The organism is Pseudomonas sp. PNPG3 (assembly GCF_023093815.1).
In the GTDB taxonomy this organism is placed as follows: Bacteria; Pseudomonadota; Gammaproteobacteria; order Pseudomonadales; family Pseudomonadaceae; genus Aquipseudomonas; species Aquipseudomonas asiatica.
Map to the genome: position 1 here is coordinate 1 of NZ_JALLKV010000036.1, position 23,580 is coordinate 23,580.

Annotated in this window: 20 protein-coding genes; 11 read left to right on the forward strand and 9 right to left on the reverse strand. The window is 62.7% G+C overall.

The features are described 5' to 3' along the window. Positions 1 to 78 precede the first annotated feature (78 nt). Positions 79 to 1,602, reverse strand: coding sequence for a fumarate hydratase (locus tag MJ643_RS20650; protein ID WP_013974059.1), 1,524 nt, complete (start codon positions 1,600 to 1,602; stop codon positions 79 to 81). 248 nt (positions 1,603 to 1,850) lie between these two features. Between MJ643_RS20650 and MJ643_RS20655 the strand changes: the two genes are divergently transcribed. Next, positions 1,851 to 2,771, forward strand: coding sequence for an iron-sulfur-binding ferredoxin reductase (locus MJ643_RS20655; protein WP_024087696.1), 921 nt, complete (start codon positions 1,851 to 1,853; stop codon positions 2,769 to 2,771). A 76-nt stretch (positions 2,772 to 2,847) separates the two neighbouring features. On the opposite strand, the gene pyk is transcribed toward MJ643_RS20655, so the two are convergent. Continuing rightward, a complete protein-coding gene (gene pyk, locus MJ643_RS20660; protein ID WP_013974057.1) occupies positions 2,848 to 4,302 on the reverse strand; it encodes a pyruvate kinase in 1,455 nt (484 codons plus the stop codon). 179 nt (positions 4,303 to 4,481) lie between these two features. On the opposite strand from pyk, the gene MJ643_RS20665 reads away from it, so the two are divergent. The 3 genes from MJ643_RS20665 to sbcB all read left to right on the forward strand — a co-directional run bounded on the left by MJ643_RS20665 (position 4,482) and on the right by sbcB (position 6,856). Then, positions 4,482 to 4,868: a hypothetical protein gene (locus MJ643_RS20665; protein ID WP_003259593.1), complete on the forward strand. Its 387-nt coding sequence runs from the start codon at positions 4,482 to 4,484 to the stop codon at positions 4,866 to 4,868. A gap of 123 nt (positions 4,869 to 4,991) precedes the next feature. Continuing rightward, the gene (locus tag MJ643_RS20670) at positions 4,992 to 5,351 is read left to right on the forward strand and encodes a PilZ domain-containing protein (RefSeq protein WP_003259592.1); all 360 of its coding nucleotides are present in this window, start codon (positions 4,992 to 4,994) and stop codon (positions 5,349 to 5,351) included. Between the two features lie 71 nt (positions 5,352 to 5,422). Beyond that, entirely contained in the window at positions 5,423 to 6,856 is a 1,434-nt protein-coding gene (sbcB, locus tag MJ643_RS20675; protein WP_013974056.1) for an exodeoxyribonuclease I, read from the forward strand. An 85-nt stretch (positions 6,857 to 6,941) separates the two neighbouring features. On the opposite strand, the gene mvaT is transcribed toward sbcB, so the two are convergent. Continuing rightward, a complete protein-coding gene (gene mvaT, locus MJ643_RS20680; protein WP_003259590.1) occupies positions 6,942 to 7,319 on the reverse strand; it encodes a histone-like nucleoid-structuring protein MvaT in 378 nt (125 codons plus the stop codon). Between the two features lie 284 nt (positions 7,320 to 7,603). Here mvaT and purU point away from each other — a divergent pair, with 284 nt between their 5' ends. Next, complete coding sequence (purU, locus tag MJ643_RS20685) at positions 7,604 to 8,455, forward strand: formyltetrahydrofolate deformylase (RefSeq protein WP_023662871.1); 852 nt, start codon at positions 7,604 to 7,606, stop codon at positions 8,453 to 8,455. 297 nt (positions 8,456 to 8,752) lie between these two features. Here purU and MJ643_RS20695 read toward each other — a convergent pair whose 3' ends face one another. From MJ643_RS20695 to MJ643_RS20710, 4 genes are all read right to left on the reverse strand, one after another. After that, on the reverse strand, positions 8,753 to 9,745 hold the full coding sequence (locus MJ643_RS20695) for a lysylphosphatidylglycerol synthase transmembrane domain-containing protein (protein ID WP_013974054.1): 993 nt from the start codon (positions 9,743 to 9,745) through the stop codon (positions 8,753 to 8,755). After that, complete coding sequence (locus MJ643_RS20700) at positions 9,742 to 10,506, reverse strand: DUF2334 domain-containing protein (protein ID WP_013974053.1); 765 nt, start codon at positions 10,504 to 10,506, stop codon at positions 9,742 to 9,744. The genes MJ643_RS20695 and MJ643_RS20700 overlap by 4 nt, the downstream gene beginning before the upstream one ends. After that, positions 10,499 to 11,620, reverse strand: coding sequence for a glycosyltransferase family 1 protein (locus MJ643_RS20705; protein ID WP_013974052.1), 1,122 nt, complete (start codon positions 11,618 to 11,620; stop codon positions 10,499 to 10,501). The genes MJ643_RS20700 and MJ643_RS20705 overlap by 8 nt, the downstream gene beginning before the upstream one ends. A gap of 233 nt (positions 11,621 to 11,853) precedes the next feature. Further along, the gene (locus MJ643_RS20710; protein ID WP_013974051.1) at positions 11,854 to 13,728 is read right to left on the reverse strand and encodes a methyl-accepting chemotaxis protein; all 1,875 of its coding nucleotides are present in this window, start codon (positions 13,726 to 13,728) and stop codon (positions 11,854 to 11,856) included. A gap of 170 nt (positions 13,729 to 13,898) precedes the next feature. On the opposite strand from MJ643_RS20710, the gene MJ643_RS20715 reads away from it, so the two are divergent. After that, positions 13,899 to 15,374 carry a helicase HerA-like domain-containing protein gene (locus MJ643_RS20715; protein ID WP_013974050.1) on the forward strand — a complete coding sequence of 492 codons (1,476 nt, stop codon included), beginning with the start codon at positions 13,899 to 13,901 and terminating at the stop codon, positions 15,372 to 15,374. A gap of 156 nt (positions 15,375 to 15,530) precedes the next feature. Here MJ643_RS20715 and MJ643_RS20720 read toward each other — a convergent pair whose 3' ends face one another. Beyond that, the gene (locus tag MJ643_RS20720; RefSeq protein ID WP_013974049.1) at positions 15,531 to 17,003 is read right to left on the reverse strand and encodes an inorganic phosphate transporter; all 1,473 of its coding nucleotides are present in this window, start codon (positions 17,001 to 17,003) and stop codon (positions 15,531 to 15,533) included. 311 nt (positions 17,004 to 17,314) lie between these two features. Continuing rightward, the gene (locus MJ643_RS20725; RefSeq protein ID WP_003259583.1) at positions 17,315 to 17,515 is read right to left on the reverse strand and encodes a hypothetical protein; all 201 of its coding nucleotides are present in this window, start codon (positions 17,513 to 17,515) and stop codon (positions 17,315 to 17,317) included. A gap of 488 nt (positions 17,516 to 18,003) precedes the next feature. On the opposite strand from MJ643_RS20725, the gene pcaR reads away from it, so the two are divergent. The 5 genes from pcaR to pcaF all read left to right on the forward strand — a co-directional run bounded on the left by pcaR (position 18,004) and on the right by pcaF (position 23,560). Further along, positions 18,004 to 18,894: a pca regulon transcriptional regulator PcaR gene (gene pcaR, locus MJ643_RS20730; protein ID WP_013974048.1), complete on the forward strand. Its 891-nt coding sequence runs from the start codon at positions 18,004 to 18,006 to the stop codon at positions 18,892 to 18,894. Positions 18,895 to 19,222: 328 nt separating this feature from the next. Beyond that, positions 19,223 to 20,569, forward strand: a complete 1,347-nt coding sequence (locus tag MJ643_RS20735; RefSeq protein WP_208209683.1) for an MFS transporter — start codon at positions 19,223 to 19,225, stop codon at positions 20,567 to 20,569. A gap of 152 nt (positions 20,570 to 20,721) precedes the next feature. Next, entirely contained in the window at positions 20,722 to 21,582 is an 861-nt protein-coding gene (locus MJ643_RS20740; protein ID WP_015271654.1) for a CoA transferase subunit A, read from the forward strand. Then, on the forward strand, positions 21,579 to 22,358 hold the full coding sequence (locus tag MJ643_RS20745; RefSeq protein ID WP_015271653.1) for a CoA-transferase subunit beta: 780 nt from the start codon (positions 21,579 to 21,581) through the stop codon (positions 22,356 to 22,358). Before MJ643_RS20740 ends, MJ643_RS20745 begins: the two co-directional genes overlap by 4 nt. Beyond that, on the forward strand, positions 22,355 to 23,560 hold the full coding sequence (gene pcaF, locus MJ643_RS20750; protein ID WP_169774743.1) for a 3-oxoadipyl-CoA thiolase: 1,206 nt from the start codon (positions 22,355 to 22,357) through the stop codon (positions 23,558 to 23,560). The genes MJ643_RS20745 and pcaF overlap by 4 nt, the downstream gene beginning before the upstream one ends. Positions 23,561 to 23,580: the final 20 nt, after the last annotated feature.

Here is a 23,580-nt window from a genome sequence, read left to right on the forward strand (position 1 = left end):
ATTTAGTCCCACCACCCCTTCAAGTCTAACCATACAAGCGGGCATGCCCGCGAAGAGGCCGCCGCCGTTACATCAGGTTTACTTCACTTCGACTGCCAGGCTCTGGGCAATCTTGCTCTGCCACAGGGCAGGGCCAGTGATGTGTACCGACTCACCGTTGCTGTCCACGGCGACGGTCACCGGCATGTCCTTGACCTCGAACTCGTAGATCGCTTCCATGCCCAGCTCGGCGAAGGCCAGGACCTTCGACTTGCGGATGGCCTGGGCCACCAGGTAGGCAGCACCGCCGACGGCCATCAGGTACACGGCCTTGTTGTCCTTGATCGCTTCGATGGCGGCAGGGCCGCGCTCGGACTTGCCGATCATGCCGAGCAGGCCGGTCTGCTCGAGGATCTGGCGGGTGAACTTGTCCATGCGGGTAGCGGTGGTCGGGCCGGCTGGGCCTACCACTTCGTCACCGACCGGGTCGACCGGGCCAACGTAGTAGATGAAGCGGCCTTTCAGGTCCACCGGCAGTTCTTCGCCACGGTTGAGCATTTCGACCATGCGCTTGTGCGCGGCATCGCGGCCGGTCAGCATCTTGCCGTTGAGCAGGATGGTTTCGCCCGGCTTCCAGCTCGCGACTTCTTCCGGGGTGATGGCGTCGAGGTTGACGCGACGGGCGCTCGGGCCGGCTTCCCAGACGATTTCCGGGTAGGCGTCCAGCGACGGCGCTTCCAGCTCGGCCGGGCCGGAGCCATCGAGCACGAAGTGGGCGTGGCGGGTGGCGGCGCAGTTGGGGATCATGCACACCGGCAGCGAAGCGGCGTGGGTCGGGTAGTCCATGATCTTGACGTCGAGCACGGTGGTCAGGCCACCCAGGCCCTGGGCGCCGATGCCCAGCTGGTTGACCTTCTCGAACAGTTCCAGGCGGATTTCTTCCAGACGGTTCTGCGGCCCACGGGCTTTCAGTTCGTGGATGTCGATGGACTCCATCAACACTTCCTTGGCCATGACGGCGGCCTTCTCGGCGGTACCGCCGATGCCGATGCCGAGCATGCCAGGCGGGCACCAGCCAGCGCCCATGGTCGGGACAGTCTTCAGTACCCAGTCGACGATCGAGTCGGACGGGTTGAGCATGGCCATCTTCGACTTGTTCTCCGAGCCGCCGCCTTTGGCTGCGACATCGACCTCGACCTTGTCGCCGGGGACGATGGAGTAGTGGATCACTGCCGGGGTGTTGTCCTTGGTGTTCTTGCGGGCACCGGCCGGGTCGGCCAGGATCGAAGCGCGCAGGACGTTTTCAGGCAGATTGTAGGCGCGACGCACACCTTCGTTGATCATGTCGTCGACGCTCATGGTGGCGCCGTCCCAGCGCACGTCCATGCCCACGCGGATGAACACGGTGACGATACCGGTGTCTTGGCAGATCGGGCGATGGCCAGTGGCGCACATGCGCGAGTTGATCAGGATCTGGGCGATGGAATCGCGCGCAGCAGGCGATTCTTCACGCAGATAGGCCTCGTGCATGGCCTGGATGAAATCGACGGGGTGGTAGTACGAGATGAATTGCAGGGCGTCGGCGACGCTCTGAATCAGGTCGTCTTGCTTGATCACGGTCATGCAGCGCGCTCCTCTTAAAGACGGGAACATTCATTACGGCGCTCGACGGTGCCGACCAGCGTGTCGAAGCGCCTTGCAAGGCGCCGGCAGGTCAGGCCGACGGAAAAAGGCGCGGCAGTATAGCGCGCATCCGTGCCGGGCACACCTGCGGTCGGTCTGGACCATGGTCGGCAGTGGTTGGGCATCCTTTTTGCTGCCGTTGCGTGCTTGGCTTAAAGTGCACTGTGATATGTGGAGAAAGACCGACCATGCCCGAACTTTGCGTGGGCGAGCGCCGCTGGGCGGTGCCGACCGGCAGCAACCTGCTCGATGCCTTGAACGAGGCCGGGCTGAACGTACCCTACAGTTGCCGCGCCGGCAGTTGCCATGCCTGCCTGGTGCACTGCCTGGGCGGGCAACCGCTGGATGCCATGCCCGAGGCCCTGGCGCCGGACAAGCATGCCCAGGGCTGGCGGCTGGCCTGTCAGTGTCGGGTAGTCGAAGATCTGCGCGTGGCGCTGTTCGACCCGCAGCAAGATGGCCTGCCGGCGCAGGTCTGTGCCCTGGACTGGTTCGGCGATGTGCTGCGCGTGCGGCTGCGGCCCGAACGGGCAATGCGTTACCAGGCGGGGCAGCATGTGGTGCTGTGGAATGGCGCGGTGGCGCGGCCTTACTCCTTGGCCAGCCTGCCGGGCGAAGATGATTTCCTCGAGTTTCATATCGACTGCCAGCACCCCGGCGCCTTTTGTGACAAGGCCCGTGGCTTGCAGCTGGGTGATGTGCTGCGCCTGGGCGAGCTCAGGGGTGGGGCCTTGCACTACGACCCGGACTGGCAGCAGCGGCCGCTGTGGTTGCTGGCGGCGGGGACCGGGCTGGCGCCGTTGTGGGGCATCTTGCGCGAGGCTCTGCGGCAGGGGCACCAAGGGGAAATCAGGGTCATGCATGTGGCGCGCGAGGGCGTTGGGCATTATCTGGTCGAGCCGTTGCGCCAGATGGCGGATGTGAATGTCGAGTTGGTACTGGCAGAGCGGCTGGATGAAGCGTTGGCCGGGTTGCGGCCGTCATCGCGGCAGACGGTGGCGCTGGTGTGCGGGGCGCCGGGGAGTGTCGAGCGGTTTGCCCGGCGGCTGTTCATTGCCGGGGTGCCACGGGGGCAGGTGTTGGCCGATGTGTTTGTCGAGCATGCCTGAGGCATTTGTGTTGATCGTGCCGGCCCATTCGCGGGCACGCCCGCGAACGGGGCCATGGCGCGGCCCCTTGGCGGGATCAACCGACCAGCGGATCACCGACATGCAGGATCTTCATGCCATTGGTGCCACCGATGGTGTGGTAGCTGTCACCCTTGGTCAGGATTACCCAGTCACCTTGCTCCACCAGGCCACGCTTGAGCAGTTCGTCGACCGCTGCCTGACTCACCTTGTCGGCCGGCAGCGAGGCCGGATCGAAGGCGATCGGGTACACGCCGCGGAACATGTTGGCACGGGCCTGGGTAGCGCGGTGCGGCGACAGGGCGAAGATCGGCACGTGCGAACGCAGGCGCGACATGATCAGCGGGGTGTAGCCACTCTCGGTCAGGGCGATGATCGCCTTCACGCCTGGGAAGTGGTTGGCGGTGTACATGGCCGCCAGGGCGATGCTCTCGTCGCAGCGCTCGAAGGTAGTGTGCAGGCGGTGGCTGGACTTCTGGCTGGTCGGGTGCTTTTCGGCACCCAGGCAGATGCGGGCCATGGCCTGGACAGCTTCGATCGGGTAGGCACCGGCGGCGCTCTCGGCCGACAGCATCACCGCGTCGGTGTTGTCCAGCACGGCGTTGGCTACGTCGGACACTTCGGCACGGGTCGGCATCGGGTTCTGGATCATCGACTCCATCATCTGGGTCGCCACGATCACCGCCTTGTTGTTGCGGCGGGCGTGCTGGATGATCTTCTTCTGGATAGCGATCAGCTCGGCGTCGCCGATTTCCACGCCCAGGTCGCCACGGGCGACCATGACGGCGTCGGATGCGAGGATCAGCTTGTCGAGGGTCTCGTCGTCGGCCACCGCTTCGGCGCGTTCGATCTTGGCCACCAGCCAGGCGCTGCCGCCAGCTTCGTCACGCAGCTTGCGTGCGTATTCCATGTCGCTGGCGTCACGCGGGAAGGACACGGCCAGGTAGTCCAGGTCCATTTCCGCGGCCAGCTTGATGTCGGCCTTGTCTTTCTCGGTCAGGGCCGGTGCGGTGAGGCCGCCACCTTTACGGTTGATGCCTTTGTGGTCGGACAGCGGGCCACCGATGATCACCACGCAGTGCAGGGCATCTGCGGTGGCGGTCTCGACGCGCATCACCACGCGGCCATCGTCGAGCAGCAGTTCGTCACCAACGCCGCAGTCCTTGACCAGGTCGGGGTAGTCGATACCGACGATGTCCTGGTTGCCTTCGGTCAGCGGGTGGGCGGTGGAGAAGGTGAACTTGTCACCGATCTTCAATTCGATACGCTTGTTGGCGAACTTGGCGATGCGGATCTTCGGACCCTGCAGGTCGCCCAGCAGTGCAACATGGCGGCCGTTCTTGGCGGCGATGTCACGGATCAGGCGCGCGCGGGCCTTGTGCTCGTCCGGAGTGCCGTGGGAGAAGTTCAGGCGTGCCACGTCCAGGCCGGCGAGGATCAGCTGTTCGATCACTTCCGGCGAGTTGCTGGCGGGGCCAAGGGTGGCGACGATTTTGGTACGGCGGATGCTCATGCACAGACTCCTATAGTGAAGCGCAGCGAAAGGCTACTCCTGAATCTCGCTGTAGTCATTGTTCCGTTGCACTACCTGCGACCGAGGCAGGGTGGCATTTGAACGGGCAGGGCATCCTTGCAAAAGGATGTGAAGATTTGCCGGCAAAGGCCGATACACTGGCATCAAAGGAGACCCCCATGCGAGCCCTGATCGTTTTAGCCCTGGCGGCCAGCGCCGTCGGCTGCACCCGCTGGTCCATGGACCACCACCTGAACAATGCCTACCGTGCCTACGACCGTGGCGATTGCGCGCGGGTCATGCTCGAGCTGTCGCAGGTCGACCGCACCAGCCGTGCACGACCGTTCATCCACCCCGAGGTGTCGCTGCTGCGCGGCCAGTGCCTGGAGCGCCAGGCCTTGTACGTGGATGCGGCGCAGACCTACCAGTACCTGATCCAGCAGTACCCGGGCAATGAATACGCGTATCGTGCCCAGGCACGCCTGCAGACCCTGGAGAAACTCGGCCATTTGCGCGGCACCGAAGCCGCCGTGGCGAACCCGGTGACCGCCGCACCTTGGCGTTAACACCAAGGTGTGATTTATTTCACGGGATTTGCCGCGCGCGCTGCGCTAATCTGTAACTCAGTTGTTACAACAACCGCCAGTTCCACGTATTCCTGGCATCGGATACGGACTGCACTTGCGATCATGTTCAACAAGCGCCACATCGAACGCCATCAGCTGCCTTGTGTTCTCAAGGTGTTCAATCGCATTACCGGCCAGGCCATCGGCCAGCTGGGTAACGCCTCTGAAGACGGGCTGATGCTTATAAGCCAGCTACCTGTGCTGGTCGGGCCCGACTACGATTTGCAATTACGCCTGCCGCTGCTTGGTGGCGGGCATCAATTCGTCAACCTTACCGCCAGCTGCCTGTGGTGTCGTGAAGACCAGACGCCCGGGCACTACGATTCCGGCTTCATGCTGCTGCAGGCCCCCCGCGAGTACGATGAATTCGTCCGTTCGTTGCGCGACTATTTCAGTTTCCGCCCCGCCAACGCATCTGCCTGAACCTGCTGAGCCCCGGGCCCAGCTACTGGAATCGCGCTAGAATCGGGTCGACCTCGATACAGGACGACCCCGTGACCTCCAGCATTTTCTGGCACGACTACGAAACCACCGGCATCAACCCGCGTTGCGACCGGCCGCTGCAGGTGGCCGGCGTGCGCACCGACTTCGACCTCAACGAAATCGACGAGCCGATAAGCCTTTATTGTCGGCCCTCCGACGATATCCTGCCGCACCCGGCGGCTTGCCTGGTGACCGGCATCACCCCGCACCTGCTGGCCGAGCAGGGTTTGTGCGAAGCGGAGTTCATGACCCGGGTGCATGCGCAACTCGCGCACCCTGGTACCTGCGGTGCCGGCTACAACACCCTGCGCTTCGACGACGAAGTGACCCGTTACAGCCTGTACCGCAACTTTTTCGACCCTTATGCCCGAGAGTGGCAGGGCGGCAACAGCCGCTGGGACCTGATCGACATCGTGCGCACGGCCTATGCACTGCGCCCGGACGGCATCGAGTGGCCGCAACAGGACGGGCGCACCAGCCTGCGTCTTGAACTGCTGAGCAAGGCCAATGGCATCGACCACGGGCATGCCCACGAAGCGCTTTCCGACGTGCGGGCAACCATCGCCCTGGCCCGCCTGATCCGACAGAAACAGCCCAAGTTGTATGACTGGCTGTTTCAGTTGCGCAGCAAGCATAAAGTGATGGAGCAGATCAGTTTGTTGCAGCCACTGGTGCATATATCCGGGCGCTTCTCGGCGGCACGCAATTACCTTGGTGTCGTATTGCCACTGGCCTGGCACCCGCGTAATCGCAATGCACTGATTGTGTGCGACCTGCATCAGGAAACCCTACCGTTACTACGGGAAAGTGCTGAAGTTCTACGCCAGCGTTTGTATACCCGCCATGAAGAACTGGCCGAAGGCGAATTACCCGTGCCGCTCAAATTGGTGCAGATCAATCGCTGCCCGGTACTGGCGCCACTTTCGGTATTGCGCCCGGCCGATCAACAACGGTTGGGCCTGGACTTGACGTTGTTACAATTGCGCGGCGAAGAATTGGCCGAGCAACAGGCGCAATGGCAAGACAAGCTGGAACACATCTACGGCAAGGAAGACTTTGCCCCGAGTGAAGACCCGGAACAACAATTGTATGACGGTTTTCTGGGGGACCGTGACCGCCGCTTATGCGAGCAAGTTCGTGCACTGGAGCCGGCGCAGTTGAGCCGTGGGCAGTGGATGTTCGATGACCCGCGCCTGCCTGAACTGTTGTTCCGCTATCGGGCGCGCAACTTCCCCGAGACCCTGAGCGGCGAAGAGCGGCAACGCTGGTTCAGCTTCTGCCAGCAACGCCTGAGCGACCCGCAGTGGGGCGCGCCGAATACGCTGGGCGACTTCGAACAGGCGCGGCAGCAAGCCTGGGAGGGCGCTGACGATGCCGGGCGGCGTGTGCTGGATGCCTGGCAGGTACATGCCCGGCAATTGCAGGCACAGTATGCAGTTGGCTGAGCGCTGGCACAAAACGCGGACAAACAAAAACGCCGGCAATATGCCGGCGTTCTTGTTGCGATAAGCAGCAGGCGTGTGCGGACAATCAGTCCAGCAGGGTCGCCCAGCTTTCAACCACATCGCCACCCCACTTGGCTTTCCATTCTTTCAGGGTCTTGTGGTTGCCGCCTTTGGTTTCGATCACTTCATTGTTGTGCGGGTTCTTGTATTGCTTGACCTTGCGTGCACGCTTGGTGGCGGTAGTCTTGACCGCACCACGAGGTGCCTTGCTCAGTTTCGACTCTGGGTCGAGCAGGGCAATCACGTCGCGCAGCGACTTGGAGTATTCGCCCATCAGTGTGCGCAGTTTGCCTTCGAACTCCAGTTCTTTCTTCAGCTTGTCATCCTGCGACAGGTTGGCCAAGCGGGCCTGAAGTTCCTTGATGGCTTCTTCGGTAGCGCGGTACTCGTTGATCAGGGACATGGAGTGTTCCTTAATGCGTGTTCAGAAATGTGTGGGGCAATAATAGACAGGCAATACTCGCAAGTAAACATATTGTTGGGCAATTAACTGTTAACTAAGCTGTGACAACCATTTCTCTAGGTGAACAAAAATTTACAATTAACCCTGCATTTCGTCACGTCTGTCATAGAATCTCGGCTGTGCATCTGGTCAGGAACACAGGCCACGGCCGCTACGATCATTACTGCGTTTTTCCTGGCGGGCCGCTAGAATGAGCGCCTTTGCGAAGTTCTGGAGTCTCATTCATGCGCACCTATCGTCTGGTGATCGCCTGCCCCGACCGTGTTGGCATCGTGGCGAAAGTCAGTAATTTCCTGGCCTTGTACAATGGCTGGATCAACGAAGCCAGCCACCACTCTGATGAGCAGAGCGGTTGGTTCTTCATGCGCCATGAAATCCGCGCCGAATCGCTGCCGTTCGGTATCGAAGCCTTCCGTGAAGCGTTCGCGCCGATCGCCGAAGAGTTCTCCATGACCTGGCGCATTACCGACTCGGCGCAGAAAAAGCGCGTGGTGCTGATGGCCAGCCGCGAGTCGCACTGCCTGGCCGACCTGCTGCACCGCTGGCACACCGATGAACTGGACTGCGAGATCCCTTGCGTGATCTCCAACCACAACGACCTGCGCAGCATGGTCGAGTGGCACGGTATTCCGTTCTTCCATGTACCGGTCGACCCCAAAGACAAGGCACCGGCCTTTGCCGAAGTTTCGCGCCTGGTGCAGGAGCACGCCGCCGACGTGGTGGTGCTGGCCCGCTACATGCAGATCCTGCCGCCGCAGCTGTGCCAGGACTATGCTGAAAAGGTGATCAACATCCACCACAGCTTCCTGCCGTCGTTCGTCGGCGCCAAGCCGTATCACCAGGCCGCCCTTCGTGGTGTGAAACTGATCGGAGCGACTTGCCACTACGTAACCGAAGAGCTGGACGCCGGCCCGATCATCGAGCAGGACGTGGTGCGTGTCAGCCATGCCGACAGCATCGACGACATGGTCCGCTTTGGCCGTGATGTGGAGAAGATGGTGCTGGCCCGTGGCCTGCGTTATCACCTGGAAGACCGGGTGCTGGTGCATGGCAACAAGACTGTGGTGTTTGACTGACAGAGTCGGGTTGGCGGTGAGATCTTGGGGCTGCTGCGCAGCCCTTTCGCGACGCAAGGCCGCTCCCACAAGGGTATGGTGTACCCCGTTCCATGTGGGAGCGGCCTTGTGTCGCGAAAGGGGCGCAAGGCGCCCCCGGCAATCCTGAGGCATACGCAATGGCCAAGACCCGCAATAACCCCACCGCCTCACCCCCACCCACCCTCGGTGAAGGCTGCCTGGCCCGCTACGACCCCGAAGCCCTGGCCGACACCGATGGCACCGATTTCCCCGGCGCCGCCGAACTCTGGCAGCAGCTCAACCCGCCTGACGCCGCCAACGCTCCAGCAGCGGGCGCGCCAGCAGGCACACAAACACCGGCCCACCCGCCAGCAGATAAAAGTAGTAAGTGACCGCCCGCCATATCAGGATCGCCGCAGCAGCGGTCGAACTGCCTACCAGTGGCGTCAGCAGGCTGGCCGAAGTCAGCTCGGCGGCGCCGGCACCACCCGGCAACAGGCTGAACTGGCCAGCACTGAGCGACAGCATCTGCACCAGGAAGCTGGGGATCCACGCCAGGTCTACCCCCAACCCCCTCAATACCAGATACAACACGCTGTAGCGCAGGCCCCAGTGGGCGCAGGTCAGGGTGAACACCAAGGTCAGCGTACGCTTGGGCAGGCGCCAGGTCTGCGCCAGTGCATCGATGAAGCGTAGCAGTTTGCGTGCCCAGCGCCGCTTGCGCTGGCGGCTCATGCCCAGGCGGCGCAGCAACCTGCCGTTCACGCGCATCACCGTGCGCCGGTAGCGCAGCAGGCCGATCACCCCGGCCAGTGCCGTGCACAGCAGCAACGCGCTGCCCAGCAACATGCTTTCCTGGCTGCGGCCCAGGCTATGGAACAGTGCATAGCCGGCAATCGCCAGCATCGCGCAGAAAAAGAACACCAGATCGTTCAGCTGATCCATGGCAAACACCGCGCCGCTGCGCGCTGGGCCGATCCGGTCGCGTGCCAGCAGGGCCATCAGGGTCAAGGGGCCGCCGCTGCCGCCGGGGGTGGTACAGATGGCGAACTCGGTAGCCATCACCACACCCAGGCTGCGCAGGCGCCCAAGCCTTGCTCCTTGCTGGCCGAGCAGCAGGCGCAGGCGAATGGCGTTGATGACCCAGCACAGCAGGATCATGCCCAGTAGAGTCAGCATCAGGCTGGGGGCGAAGCGCTGCAGCCTCGGTAACAGCTCGCTGCCACCGAGCAGGGCTGGCACCAGCACGGCACTCAGCAGTGCCAGGGCCAGCCAGGCCAGGCGGTTCATACGCTGGCCTGGCGGTCGAGCCAGGTGGACTTGGTCAGCGGCTCGCGGCCCTGTGCCAGTAGCGTGTGCAAGGTGTTCAGCCAATAGTCGCGGGACACGCGATGGCGCATGTCCACCGGGTGCAGGCCCAGGCGCAGGGTCTGGGCGTCGCGCCAGCGCCGGCATTGCCAGTCGCACAGCACCCGTGACAGGCCACGGCGCCAGGCGCTGCGTGCACTCCAGACAAGCCCTGGGGCCTTGATCGCGGTGAAGTCCGGTAAACGATACAGGTGCTGTGGCGTGCTGGTGTAGCGCAGCGGCAGACGGCGCAGTGCCTGGCGGGTGCCTTCGCTCATCAGCCAGGCAGGCGCGACGAAGCCTGCCACTGGCCAGCCCTGCCGGGCGAACAGTGCCAGGCCGTGCTCCAGTCGTTGCAGGGCCTGCTGCTGGTCAAGGGCGTAGAATTCCCCTTCGTGGGTATAGATGCGGCGCATGAAGTATTCGCCGGGTGTGCGCGGTGGTGGCCCGCTGTCGGCATGGTAGAAGCCGTGCAGGGCAAGCTCGTCGCCCTGGGCCAGGCGCCGTTCGAGCAAGCGGCAGAAGGTAGGCGAGCGTTGCAGCGGGTTGCGGTGGTGAAAGTCCGGCACCACCAGCCAGGTCATTGGGATGCCGCCGATGGCGTCGACGGCCTGGACGAAAGGCTGGTAGTCGGGCCAGGTCTCGGGCGCGACATCGTGCAGCACCAGCATCAGGCTGCGCGATGCCGGTAGCGGCTCAGCCATGGGCACGTACCTGTGGCTGGTGACCGAGCACAGCCTGGTAGTGCTGCAGCAGGCCGGTGACCACGTTGTCCCACGAATAGTGCTGCTCGGCATGGCGACGGGCCTGTACCCCAAGCGTGCACACACCGGCTTCGAACGCCTCTTGTACGGCCGTCGCCATGGCTTGGCTATCGTTGGGGCGGCACAAGCGCCCGCACTGTTCGTTGACGATTTCGCCGAAAGCACCTGCGCGCACGGCCACTACCGGCGTGGCGCTGGCCATCGCTTCGAGAATGACCAGGCCGAAGGTTTCCTGGTCACCGGCATGCACCAGCAGGTCGGCGCTGGCCATCAGCCGGGCGACTTCCGGTGCCGGGCAGAAGTGATCGATCACACTGACGTTCCGCGGTACGTTGGCCGGCATGTTCGAACCCACCAACAGCAAGTGGTAGGGGTGGCCCAGGTGCTGCATGCAGTCGAGCAGCACCGGCAGGTTCTTTTCTCGCGAGCCACGGCCGGCGTAGATCAGCAGGCGACTGGTTTCGGCAATACCCAGTTCGGCACGCAGCTGCGGGTCGCGCTGGTTGGGGTGGAAGGTGGCCAGGTCGACGCCCAGGCGCTGCACGTGCACATCGCGCACGCCCAGGCGGCGCAACTTGTCGGCCATGACCTGGCTGGGGGCCAGGACCCGGTCGAAATTGCCGTACAGCTTGCTGACATAGGCCTCTACATTGGGGGTGAACCAGTTGCCCATGCGGTTACTGACCAGCAGCGGCAGGTCGGAATGGTAGAAGCCGATTACCGGCACATCGAGCTTGCGCCGCGCTTCCAGCGCAGCCCAGGCGGTCAGGTAGGGGTCGCCGACTTCGATCAGGTCGGGCTTGAGCCTGCGCAGCACATTGCACCAAGGGGCCAGGCGTACCGGGAAGCGGTAGCCATTGCCGAACGGCAGCGGCGGTGCGGGCACCTGGTATATGCCATCGGCGTGCTGGGCGCTGGCACCGGGTATCAGCAAGCTGTGGCGGACGCCCTGGATGGCGTCGAGGCGGTGGTGTTTGGCATCAAGATAGGTACGTACGCCACCACTGGCGGGAGCGTAGAACATGGTGATGTCGGCGATGTGCACGATCAGCATCCCTCCGGGATCGTCTTCGGGTCTGTCATCCGGCGTTAACGGGCCGGCGATGACGCGCCTAAAGGTTGACCTATCAGAAGGATAGTTTGTTCGATCGGGGTTGGGTGGGGCGGGGGATCGGTGTGGGCTTCTTCGCGGGCTTGCCCGTTCCCACAGGGATTACACAGGCTTCAGGGTCTGTGCAGTTCCTGTGGTAACGGGCAAGCCTGCGAAGCAGGCGACGCGGATTGAGATCAGATGCGGAAGCTGCCCACCAGGTGCTTCAGGCGGCCGGCCTGCTGCTCCAGGTCGGAGCAGGCGCGCAGGGTGGCCTGCAGGTTTTCCACGCCCTCCTGGTTGAGCATGTTGATTTCGTTGATGTCCATGTTGATCGCTTCGACCACGGCGGTCTGCTCTTCGGTGGCGGTGGCTACCGACTGGTTCATGCCGTCGATCTCTCCGATGCGCACGGTAACGCTGTCCAGCCGTTCACCGGCCTGGTTGGCAATCTGCATGCTGTCCTGGCTGTGGCGCTGGCTCTGGTCCATGGTCTCGACCGATTCGCGCGCGCCGACCTGCAGTTCCTCGATCATGGTCTGCACCTGTTGCGCCGACTCCTGGGTGCGGTGCGCCAGGTTGCGTACTTCATCGGCGACAACCGCAAAACCACGCCCGGCTTCACCGGCGCGTGCCGCCTCGATGGCCGCGTTCAGCGCCAGCAGGTTGGTCTGCTGGGAAATGCTGGTGATCACCTCAAGGATCTGACCGATGTTGACGGTCTTGCTGTTCAGCGTCTCGATGTGCGCGCTGGAAGTGACGATCAGGTCGGACAGGCGGTTCATTGCTGCAATGTTGCGTTCCACCACCTGCTGTCCTTCTTCGGCCAGCAACCGCGCCGAACTGGCGTGCTGCGAGGCCTGGGCGGCGTTGCCGGCAATTTCCTGGGCGGCGGCGCCCAGTTCGTTGATGGCGGCGGCCACGCTGTTGGTGCGGTTGGACTGTTCGTCGGAGTTGGTCATCGACGAGTTCGAGGCACTGATGACCCGCAGGGCTACTTCGTTGACCTGCTCGGTGGCCGAGGACACTTCGCGGATTGAGCTGTGAATACGCTCGACGAAACGGTTGAAGGCGCTGCCCAAAATGCCGAATTCGTCATGGTTGTGGATACGCAGGCGCTTGGTCAGGTCGCCTTCACCTTCGGCGATGTCTTCCATGGCGCGGGTCATGGTGTGCAGCGGCTGCATCAGCACACGGATCAGCAGGCCGAGCAGGCCGATGATGATCACCACCGCCACCAGAGTGGCGATTACCGCCGAGGTGCGGAAGGTGCTCAGCATCGAGAAGGCTTTGTCCTTGTCCACCGACAGGCCGATGTACCAGTTGGCCGACGGCAGGCCGGTGATCGGGGTGAAGGTCAGCAGGCGGGCCTGGCCGTCGCTCTGCACTTCGGTCAACTCACCGCTCAGTTTCGGCGTGTGCTGCGGGAACAGGTCCGACAGCGACTTCATCACCAGGTCTTTGTCCGGGTGCACCAGGATCTTGCCTTGATCGTTGACCAGGAAGGCATAGCCCATGCCGCCGAAGTTCAGCGAGTTGATGATCTGCACCAGGCCGTCCAGGGCCAGGTCGCCACCGACGACACCGACACTGCCGGACACTTTGTTGATGATGCCGATGACCATCCTGTTGGTGGCCATGTCGATGTATGGCTCGGTCAGGATCGGGCCTGCGGCGTTCATGCCGTCCTTGTACCAGGGGCGGATGCGTGGGTCGTAGCCGTCTGGCATCTTCGTGTCAGGACGCACGCTGAAGCCACCGTCGACCTTGCCCACGTAAACTGTGAGAAAGCTCGAGATCAGTGCATTCTGGCTCATCAGGGTTTCTGCGCTGGCCGGGTTCTGGGCAATATTCTGCGCCAGGTTTTCCACCAGCTTGATACGGCCTTCGAACAGGTTGCGGATATTGGTCGAAGTGGAAGCGCCCATCTCAGCCAGATAGTTCTCGAGGTCCTCGCGGATCGCATTACGTTGGAGGTAATCGTTGTAGAGCGTGAAAAGGCTGAAGGCGAGTATCACGATCAGTGATGCTGCCAAAAGAATCTTGTGGCTGAAACGAAGGCTTTTGTTCATGGCGTAATCGGTTCCGCTAAGGTTTCATATCAGGCGTTTGCACGCGTGGGGTCGCAAAGCAGTGCAATATCCCGAAAAAGTCCCTTTTCGGTTGTTCCTCTCTATTAAGGCGAATATCACCCACAGGTATCGGCCGAATTACGGTAAAGCTTGAGCAGAGGATTTAAGAGATGTCGGAATTTTCGACCATCGTTGTAGGTGCTGGTCCGGATGGCCAGCCGGTTGGGCAAGCCATGAGGTTGGCCAACCGCCATGGCCTGGTTGCGGGCGCTACGGGTACTGGCAAGACCGTCACCCTGCAGCATCTGGCGGAAGCGTTCAGTGACGCCGGGGTTGCGGTGTTCGCCGCCGATGTCAAAGGCGACCTGTGCGGCCTGGGCGCTGCTGGTGCGCCGCAGGGGAAGGTGGCCGAGCGTATCGCCGGCATGCCCTGGCTGGGGCACAGGCCCCAGGCTTACCCGGTGAGCCTGTGGGACATTGCCGGGCAGTCCGGCCACCCGCTGCGTACCACCCTCAGTGAAATGGGGCCGCTGCTACTGGGCAACCTGCTGGAACTGACCGACAGCCAACAGGCGGCGCTTTACGCGGCGTTCAAGGTGGCCGACCGTGAAGGCCTGCTGCTGCTCGACCTCAAGGACCTCAAGGCGCTGCTCGCGCACCTGAAGGACAACCCGCAACTGCTGGGCGAAGACAGCGCGCTGATGACCACGGCCTCCACTCAGGCGCTGTTGCGCCGGTTGGCGACCCTGGAGCAGCAGGGCGCCGAGGCGTTGTTCGGTGAACCGGGGTTGCAGCTTGAGGACCTCCTGCGGCCAGACCCGGATGGCCGTGGGCGTATCCACCTGCTGGACGCCAGCCGGTTGGTTCACGATGCCCCCAAGGTGTACGCGACCTTCCTGTTGTGGCTACTGGCCGAGTTGTTCGAACAGTTGCCCGAGCGTGGTGATGCCGACAAGCCGGTGCTGGCGTTGTTCTTCGATGAAGCGCACTTGTTGTTCAACGATACACCCAAGGCATTGCAGGATCGTCTGGAGCAGGTGGTGCGGCTGATTCGTTCCAAGGGCGTGGGTGTGTACTTCGTCACCCAGTCGCCGGGAGACTTGCCAGATGCGGTGCTGGCCCAGTTGGGCTTGCGCATTCAGCATGGCTTGCGGGCGTTCACTGCCAAGGAGCAGAAGTCGCTGCGGGCGGTGGCTGATGGCTTCCGCCCCAACCCGGCGTTCGACACCTTGGCGGTGCTGACCGAACTGGGTATTGGCGAGGCGCTGGTGGGGACACTGGAAGAGAAGGGCACGCCAGCGATGGTGCAGCGTGTGCTGATTGCACCGCCGCAGTCGCGTATCGGGCCGTTGAGCGCGGCTGAGCGCAGTGTGCTGATTGCCAATTCGCCGCTGGCAGGGCGTTACGACAAGCCGGTGGACCGTGAGTCGGCGTATGAGATGCTGACCCAGCGCAAGGGCGAGCCGGTGGAGCCCGCGCCGCAACCCAAGGCGGATGAAGAAAGCTTTGCCGACAAGGCTGGTGAGTTCTTGCAAAGTGCGGCAGGGCAGGCCATCAAGTCGGCGGTGCGCCAGGCGGCCAACCAGTTGGGGCGGCAGTTGGTGCGAGGGTTGATGGGGTCGTTGCTGGGGGGCAAGAAAAGGTAGGTTGCCTGTACCGGCCCCTTCGCGGGTAAACCCGCTCCCACAGGTTCATCACAGATATCAAGAGCTGTGCATTACCTGTGGGAGCGGGTTTACCCGCGAAGAGGCCGGTACAGAAAAAAGGCGACCCGAAGGCCGCCTCTTTCAGAACCGTATCACTCAGCCAATGGCTTTGGACGCCAGCCAGAACAGGCCGGCCGCCAGGCCCATCGACGCAGGCAGGGTCAGTACCCAGGCCAGCAGGATGGTCTTCACGGTGCCGCCTTGCAGGCCGCTCTTGTTGGCGACCATGGTGCCGGCCACACCGGACGACAGCACGTGGGTGGTCGATACCGGCAGGGCGAAGATGTTGGCCATGCCGATGGCACAAGCCGCGGTGATCTGTGCCGACATGCCCTGGGCATAGGTCATACCCTGCTTGCCGATCTTCTCGCCAACGGTCAGTACCACGCGCTTCCAGCCGACCATGGTACCCAGGCCCAGGGCCAGGGCGACGGCCACGATCACCCAGAACGGGGCGTACTCGGTAGTGGCAGTCAGGTCTTTGCGCAGTTTTTCCAGATCGGCCTTTTCACGGGCTTCCAGACCCGGCAGCTTGCCGACCTTCTTCGCCGTGTCGTCCAGGCACAGCAGGTAGCGGCGCACTTCGACACGCTTGTCGGCACTCAGGCTGTGGTAGTCGGTCACGCCCTGCAGCGAGGACTGCAGCGCGGCAATGGTCGGCTCGGTCTGCTGCGGGTTGCAGCTGAACTGCTCCGGCAGGTCGCTGGACTTGGCCTTGCCCAGGGCCAGGAACTCGCCCAGGGTGGCGGCGTTGCGCTGGTAGAACTGGCTCATGTGCAAGGTGGCGTCGCGGGTACGCTCGATCTGGTAGGTGGTGCTGTTCAGGTCGAGGACGAATTTGGCCGGGACGATACCGATCAGCACCAGCATGATCAGGCCGATGCCTTTCTGGCCGTCGTTGGAACCATGCACGAAGCTCACGCCCATGGCCGAAACCACCAGTACCAGGCGGTTCCAGAACGGTGGGTGCTTTTTGTCGTCGAGCTTGCGGCGCTGCTCGGGGGTCTTGTGCATCTTCGACAGCGGACGCCACCACTTGAGGCCGATCAGCACCATAGCGGCAACGGCGAAGCCGGCCATCGGCGAGACCACCAGCGACATGGCGATGTCGATTGCCTTCTGCCAGTTGACACCGTCGCCCAGCGGGATGTCGTTGATCAGGGCGTTGGCCAGGCCGACGCCGAGGATGGAGCCGATCAGCGTGTGCGAGCTGGAGGCGGGGATACCGAAGTACCAGGTGCCCAGGTTCCAGGTGATGGCCGCAGCCAGCAGCGAGAAGACCATGGCCAGGCCGTGTCCGGTGTTCACATTGATCAGCAACTCTACTGGCAGCAGGTGCACGATGGCATAGGCCACCCCGACACCGCCGAGCAGAACGCCAAGGAAGTTGAACACGCCGGAGAAGAACACGGCGAGGTGCGGCGGCATGGCTTTGGTATAGATGACGGTAGCTACCGCGTTGGCGGTGTCATGAAAGCCATTGATGAACTCGAAGGCGAGCACGAAGGTCAAGGCGAGCAGCAGGCTCACCAACACCCAGGCATCCAGTCCGCTGAATAATTCGATCATGAAGGTTGTCTGGCGATCTTAGGGGGGCGGGATTATGCCAGAAAACGTTGGCAATCGATGCATTTGCGACAGACCGACGGCAATCTTCCTTACGCGAGCGTGATGTGCACGGTGCAACGTGCCGGCAGGGAAATATCCGCTAAAGCGCGTAAAAGCTGGCGAAAACCGGCAAAAAGCTGGATAAAAAGCCGCTTCGCTTCTTTTCAAACGGGCGTATGAAATTTGTGTAATTCCATTTCACCTTCGGCCGGACAGTAAAGATCGACCGCGCCCGGGCTGGCCGGGCGACGACGCGCTGGCGTGGTCCCGGGTCAGGGAGTGTCGCTGCGCAGTTCCTTTTCCATACGTTCCAGTTCCTGGCTGAAGGCCTGGTCGCGCACGCTGGCGCGCTTGCGCCAAGGTTTGCGTTCCGGATCCGGTTGTGCGGCGTAAGTGGTGACTTCGCCACCATAAACATCCTTGTAACGTTCAGCCTGGCGCTCGAGTTCCGCGCGCAGTTCATCTTTCGTCACAGTAGTACCTGAATTAAGTTTGATGACAGTTGTTATGCGTTGTGCAGCGTGCACATGCCTTGCTGGCAGCAACGGTTTGATACAGCGGAAGGTTCCATTGCCACGGCATCGTCGAGGCCTGCGCAATCGATTATAGCAATCGATATTCGCCGAACATCGTAATTTACCCAACCCTGACATCACAAGACGCAAGTAATGGAATGCATTCGATGACAGTTTGGGCCTTTCGTACAAGTTTGAAAGGCAATACGGACAAAAGTTCGTTGCAGTGCAGCAGCGGGACCGTCGAGCGGGAGGGTAATGAAAAACGGCCTCGCCAAAAGGCGAGGCCGTTGCCTGGGGACTTCTACGGTGGGTACCTGACCAGTCTCTCCAAAGAAGCCACAAGTGGCATGAGAAAGGTATAAGTAAAAGTGTCAGCGGTCAATTGCGATTATCGGCCGTTTGTTCGATAATCGCACGAGTGGGCGTTTTTTTTGAGGTGTGCGATGAGTGACGAAACCTTGGCCAGCGATTCCGTCAATCCAGAGTCGGTCAACCTGGAGCAGGGGCGACCTGCCTCGGCAGCCCTGGCACCGCCGATCGTGGCGTCACCGGCCAAGCGCATCCAGGCCTTTACCGGCGACCCGGACTTCATGACCTCCCTGGCGCGAGGCCTGGCAGTCATCCAGGCCTTTCAGGAACGCAAGCGTCACCTGACCATCGCCCAGATCAGCCACCGCACCGAAATCCCCCGTGCTGCGGTACGCCGTTGCCTGCACACGTTGATCAAGCTGGGTTACGCCACCACCGACGGGCGCACCTATTCGCTGTTGCCCAAAGTGCTGACGCTGGGGCATGCGTACCTGTCGTCGACGCCGCTGGCGATTTCCGCCCAGCCTTACCTGGACCGCATCAGCGACCAGCTGCACGAGGCGGCCAACATGGCCACGCTCGAAGGTGACGACATCCTTTATATAGCCCGTTCGGCGACCGTGGAGCGGTTGATTTCGGTCGACCTGTCGGTGGGCGGGCGCCTGCCGGCCTATTGCACATCGATGGGGCGCATCCTGTTGGCGGCCATGGACGACACCAGCCTGCGTGAATACCTGGAGCGTGCCGACCTGAAGGCGCGTACCAGCCGTACCTTGCACGACCCCGAGTCGCTGTTCGCCTGTATCCAGCAGGTGCGTGCCCAGGGCTGGTGCGTGGTAGACCAGGAGCTGGAGCAGGGGCTGCGCTCGATTGCGGTGCCGGTGTATGACGCCTCGGGGCAGGTGCTGGCGGCATTGAATGTGAGTACCCATGTCGGGCGGGTGACGCGCAGTGAGCTGGAGCAGCGGTTCTTGCCGATCCTGCTCGCAGCCAGCCGGGACCTTTGCCATCAGTTGTTTGGCTGAGCCCCGCAGGGCGCACAGCGCGCCACTTTCAAATTTAGAACAGGAAAAACCCTTTCCTGTGCGATAAACGCACAGTGTCGTTCGCGGTGAATTGCGCCGCCTCCGCCCGCTGATTAATGTCTCTCGCAACGGTCGGCTGTGCCGACCGAACAAGAAAAACATAAGAGGCACTTAACATGAATACTGTCCCCTCGCTGCCGCGGCCGCACCCGCGCGCAGTACCGTTATATCCAGGCTGACGCCGGCCGCATTCCCCCAAATCATCGTCCTCTGTACCGTTTGATCGCGTGCAGTGGGCTGGCTGTGCCCCTCATTCTGGAAAACAATAATGAATCAAGCGCAAACCAACGTCGGCAATAGCCTCGACGTCCAGTCGTTCATCAATCAGCAGCCGCTGTCCCGCTACCAATGGCGGGTGGTGTTGCTGTGCTTCCTGATCGTCTTCCTCGATGGCCTGGACACCGCCGCCATGGGCTTCATCGCCCCGGCCCTTTCGCAGGAGTGGGGGATAGACCGCGCCAGCCTCGGCCCGGTCATGAGTGCTGCATTGATCGGTATGGTTTTCGGTGCCCTCGGCTCCGGCCCGCTGGCGGACCGTTTTGGCCGCAAGGGCGTGCTGGTGGGCGCAGTGCTGGTATTCGGTGGCTTCAGCCTGGCCTCGGCCTACGCCACCAACGTCGATCAGTTGCTGGTGTTGCGCTTCCTGACTGGCCTGGGCCTTGGTGCAGGCATGCCCAACGCCACCACGCTATTGTCTGAATATACCCCCGAGCGCCTCAAGTCGCTGTTGGTGACCAGCATGTTCTGCGGCTTCAACCTGGGCATGGCCGGCGGTGGTTTCATTTCCGCCAAGATGATCCCGGCCTACGGCTGGCACAGTCTGCTGGTGATCGGTGGCGTGCTGCCGTTGCTGCTGGCGCTGGTGCTGATGGTGTGGCTGCCGGAGTCAGCGCGGTTCCTGGTGGTGCGCAACCGGGGGACTGACAAGGTGCGCAAGACCTTGTCGCCCATCGCGCCACAGGTGGTGGCCGAGGCGGGCAGCTTCAGCGTGCCGGAGCAAAAGGCAGTGGCTGCGCGCAACGTGTTTGCGCTGATCTTCTCCGGTACCTACGGCATGGGCACCATGCTGTTGTGGCTGACCTATTTCATGGGCCTTGTGATCGTCTATCTGCTGACCAGCTGGTTGCCAACCTTGATGCGCGCCAGCGGCGCGAGCATGGAACAGGCTGCCTTCATCGGCGCACTGTTCCAGTTCGGTGGCGTGCTGAGCGCCGTCGGTGTGGGTTGGGCCATGGACCGCTTCAATCCGCACAAGGTGATCGGCATTTTCTACCTGCTGGCCGGGGTGTTCGCCTACGCCGTGGGGCAGAGCCTGGGCAACATCACCGTATTGGCCACGCTGGTGCTGGTTGCCGGCATGTGCGTGAACGGCGCCCAATCGGCGATGCCTTCGCTGGCGGCGCGCTTCTATCCGACACAGGGCCGCGCCACAGGGGTATCGTGGATGCTGGGTATCGGCCGCTTCGGTGCGATTCTCGGGGCCTGGAGTGGTGCGACGCTGCTGGGGCTGGGCTGGAACTTCGAACAGGTGCTGACGGCGTTGCTGGTGCCGGCGGGGCTGGCGACCGTGGGTGTGATCGTGAAAGGGCTGGTGAGCCACGCTGACGCTACCTGACGCAATGAGGCCAGTACAGGCAGTGAGGGGAGATAGGTAGGGATGCAATAATTGGTTCGATAATCGCACAAATAGTCGATTATCGGATTGTAAGCCACCCACCAGTCTCCTTAATCTGAGCTCACCGAAGCACCCTGACCAGGAGTCTCCAAATGGCTGCAATTCTCCCGCTTCACGAAGCCGTGAAGCAGTTCATCCAGGATGGCGATACCGTCGCCCTCGAAGGTTTCACCCACCTGATCCCGACTGCCGCCGGCCACGAGATCATCCGTCAGGGCAAGCGCGACCTGACCCTGGTGCGCATGACTCCGGACCTGATCTACGACCAGCTGATCGGCGCCGGCTGCGCCAGCAAGCTGATCTTCTCCTGGGGTGGTAACCCAGGTGTCGGTTCGCTGCACCGCCTGCGTGATGCTGTCGAGAAGCAGTGGCCACACGCCATCGAAATCGAAGAACACAGCCATGCTGACCTGGCAAACGCCTATGTCGCCGGTGCTTCTGGCCTGCCGTTCGCCGTGCTGCGTGCCTACGCCGGCTCCGACCTGCCGAAGGTCAACCCGCTGATCAAGAGCGTCACCTGCCCGTTCACCGGGGAAGTGCTGGCAGCTGTGCCGTCGGTGCGCCCGGATGTGACCGTGATCCACGCGCAAAAGGCCGACCGCAAAGGCAATGTGCTGCTGTGGGGCATCCTCGGCGTGCAGAAGGAAGCCGCCCTGGCCGCCAAGCGCTGCATCGTCACCGTCGAGGAAATCGTCGACGACCTGCAGGCCCCGATGAACGCCTGTGTGCTGCCGACCTGGGCCCTGAGCGCGGTATGCCTGGTACCTGGCGGTGCGCACCCGTCCTATGCCCACGGCTACTACGAGCGTGACAACCGCTTCTACCAGGCCTGGGACCCGATCGCGCGTAGCCGCGAATCGTTCACCGCCTGGATCGACACCTACATCCGTGGCACTGCCGATTTCAACGAATTCAAGGCCAAGCTGGCCAGCACTGCGGAGGCCGCACAATGAGCTACTCCACTTCCGAAATGATGACCGTCGCTGCAGCCCGTCGCCTGCGCAACGGTGCTGTGTGCTTCGTCGGCATCGGCCTGCCGTCCAAGGCTGCCAACCTGGCGCGCCTGACATCTTCGCCAGACGTGGTGCTGATCTACGAATCCGGCCCGATCGGCGCCAAGCCAAGCGTGCTGCCGCTGTCTATCGGCGACGGCGAGCTGGCCGAAACCGCTGACACCGTGGTGCCGACCGGCGAGATCTTCCGCTACTGGCTGCAAGGTGGGCGCATCGACGTCGGCTTCCTCGGCGCCGCCCAGGTCGACCGCTTCGGCAACATCAACACTACCGTCGTCGGTGATTACCACGCCCCGAAAACCCGCCTGCCAGGTGCTGGTGGCGCACCGGAAATCGCTGGTTCCGCCAAGCAGGTACTGATCATCCTTAAGCAGTCGCCGCGTGCCTTTGTCGACAAGCTGGACTTCATCACCTCGGTTGGCCACGGTGAAGGCGGCGACTCGCGCAAACGCCTGGGCCTGCCAGGCGACGGCCCGGTCGGCATTATCACCGACCTGTGCATCATGGAGCCGGAAGCCGGGACCCACGAATTCGTCGTCACTGCGATCCACCCGGGTGTGACCCGCGAACAGATCATCGCCGCCACTGGCTGGGCGATCCGCTTTGCCGACGATGTGCAGACCACCGCCGAACCGACCGAAGTCGAGCTGTCCGCCCTGCGTGACCTCGAAGCCCGTACCGCCGCGGCCCATGGCCAGGTCGCAGGAGAAGCCTGATGCGCGACGTATTCATCTGTGACGCCATTCGCACCCCGATCGGCCGCTTCGGTGGCGCCCTGGCCGGCGTGCGGGCCGACGACCTGGCCGCCGTGCCACTGAAGGCGCTGATCGAGCGCAACCCGACCGTGCAGTGGGATCAGGTTGACGAAGTGTTCTTCGGCTGCGCCAACCAGGCTGGTGAAGACAACCGCAACGTGGCACGCATGGCGCTGCTGCTGGCCGGCCTGCCGGAGAGCATTCCGGGTGTCACCTTGAACCGCCTGTGCGCGTCGGGCATGGATGCCATTGGCACTGCCTTCCGCGCCATTGCCAGCGGCGAAATGGAGCTGGCGATTGCCGGCGGCGTCGAGTCGATGTCGCGTGCCCCGTTCGTCATGGGCAAGGCCGAAAGCGGCTATTCGCGCAACATGAAGCTCGAAGACACCACCATCGGCTGGCGTTTCATCAACCCGCTGATGAAGAGCCAGTACGGTGTGGACTCCATGCCGGAAACCGCCGACAACGTGGCTGACGATTACCAGGTTTCGCGTGCCGACCAGGACGCCTTCGCCCTGCGCAGCCAGCAGAAGGCAGCTGCGGCCCAGGCCGCCGGCTTCTTCGCCGAAGAGATCGTGCCGGTGCGAATCGCGCACAAGAAGGGCGAGACCATCGTCGAGCGTGATGAACACCTGCGCCCGGAAACCACGCTGGAAGCCTTGACCAAGCTCAAGCCGGTCAACGGCCCGGACAAGACCGTCACCGCCGGCAATGCCTCGGGCGTGAACGACGGTGCCGCGGCGTTGATCCTGGCTTCGGCCGAGGCTGTGAAGAAACACGGCCTGACCCCACGTGCCCGCGTACTGGGCATGGCCAGCGCCGGTGTTGCACCGCGAGTGATGGGCATTGGTCCGGTGCCGGCAGTGCGCAAGCTGACCGAGCGCCTGGGTGTGGCGGTGAATGATTTCGATGTGATCGAGCTCAACGAAGCCTTTGCCAGCCAAGGTCTGGCGGTGCTGCGTGAGCTGGGTGTGGCCGACGATGCACCGCAGGTGAACCCCAACGGCGGTGCCATCGCCCTGGGCCACCCGCTGGGCATGAGCGGTGCGCGGCTGGTGCTGACTGCGCTTCACCAGCTGGAGAAGAGCGGTGGGCGTAAAGGCCTGGCGACCATGTGTGTGGGCGTAGGCCAAGGTTTGGCGCTGGCCATCGAGCGGGTTTGACTTGTACCGGCCTCTTCGCG

Excerpts from the sequence above, each read along its gene's own strand:
- MJ643_RS20650 (WP_013974059.1), bottom strand. The coding sequence starts at position 1,602 with ATGACCGTGATCAAGCAAGACGACCTGATTCAGAGCGTCGCCGACGCC.
- MJ643_RS20655 (WP_024087696.1), top strand. The coding sequence starts at position 1,851 with ATGCCCGAACTTTGCGTGGGCGAGCGCCGCTGGGCGGTGCCGACCGGC.
- pyk (WP_013974057.1), bottom strand. The coding sequence starts at position 4,302 with ATGAGCATCCGCCGTACCAAAATCGTCGCCACCCTTGGCCCCGCCAGC.
- MJ643_RS20665 (WP_003259593.1), top strand. The coding sequence starts at position 4,482 with ATGCGAGCCCTGATCGTTTTAGCCCTGGCGGCCAGCGCCGTCGGCTGC.
- MJ643_RS20670 (WP_003259592.1), top strand. The coding sequence starts at position 4,992 with ATGTTCAACAAGCGCCACATCGAACGCCATCAGCTGCCTTGTGTTCTC.
- mvaT (WP_003259590.1), bottom strand. The coding sequence starts at position 7,319 with ATGTCCCTGATCAACGAGTACCGCGCTACCGAAGAAGCCATCAAGGAA.
- purU (WP_023662871.1), top strand. The coding sequence starts at position 7,604 with ATGCGCACCTATCGTCTGGTGATCGCCTGCCCCGACCGTGTTGGCATC.
- MJ643_RS20695 (WP_013974054.1), bottom strand. The coding sequence starts at position 9,745 with ATGAACCGCCTGGCCTGGCTGGCCCTGGCACTGCTGAGTGCCGTGCTG.
- MJ643_RS20700 (WP_013974053.1), bottom strand. The coding sequence starts at position 10,506 with ATGGCTGAGCCGCTACCGGCATCGCGCAGCCTGATGCTGGTGCTGCAC.
- MJ643_RS20705 (WP_013974052.1), bottom strand. The coding sequence starts at position 11,620 with ATGCTGATCGTGCACATCGCCGACATCACCATGTTCTACGCTCCCGCC.
- MJ643_RS20710 (WP_013974051.1), bottom strand. The coding sequence starts at position 13,728 with ATGAACAAAAGCCTTCGTTTCAGCCACAAGATTCTTTTGGCAGCATCA.
- MJ643_RS20715 (WP_013974050.1), top strand. The coding sequence starts at position 13,899 with ATGTCGGAATTTTCGACCATCGTTGTAGGTGCTGGTCCGGATGGCCAG.
- MJ643_RS20720 (WP_013974049.1), bottom strand. The coding sequence starts at position 17,003 with ATGATCGAATTATTCAGCGGACTGGATGCCTGGGTGTTGGTGAGCCTG.
- pcaR (WP_013974048.1), top strand. The coding sequence starts at position 18,004 with ATGAGTGACGAAACCTTGGCCAGCGATTCCGTCAATCCAGAGTCGGTC.
- MJ643_RS20735 (WP_208209683.1), top strand. The coding sequence starts at position 19,223 with ATGAATCAAGCGCAAACCAACGTCGGCAATAGCCTCGACGTCCAGTCG.
- MJ643_RS20740 (WP_015271654.1), top strand. The coding sequence starts at position 20,722 with ATGGCTGCAATTCTCCCGCTTCACGAAGCCGTGAAGCAGTTCATCCAG.
- MJ643_RS20745 (WP_015271653.1), top strand. The coding sequence starts at position 21,579 with ATGAGCTACTCCACTTCCGAAATGATGACCGTCGCTGCAGCCCGTCGC.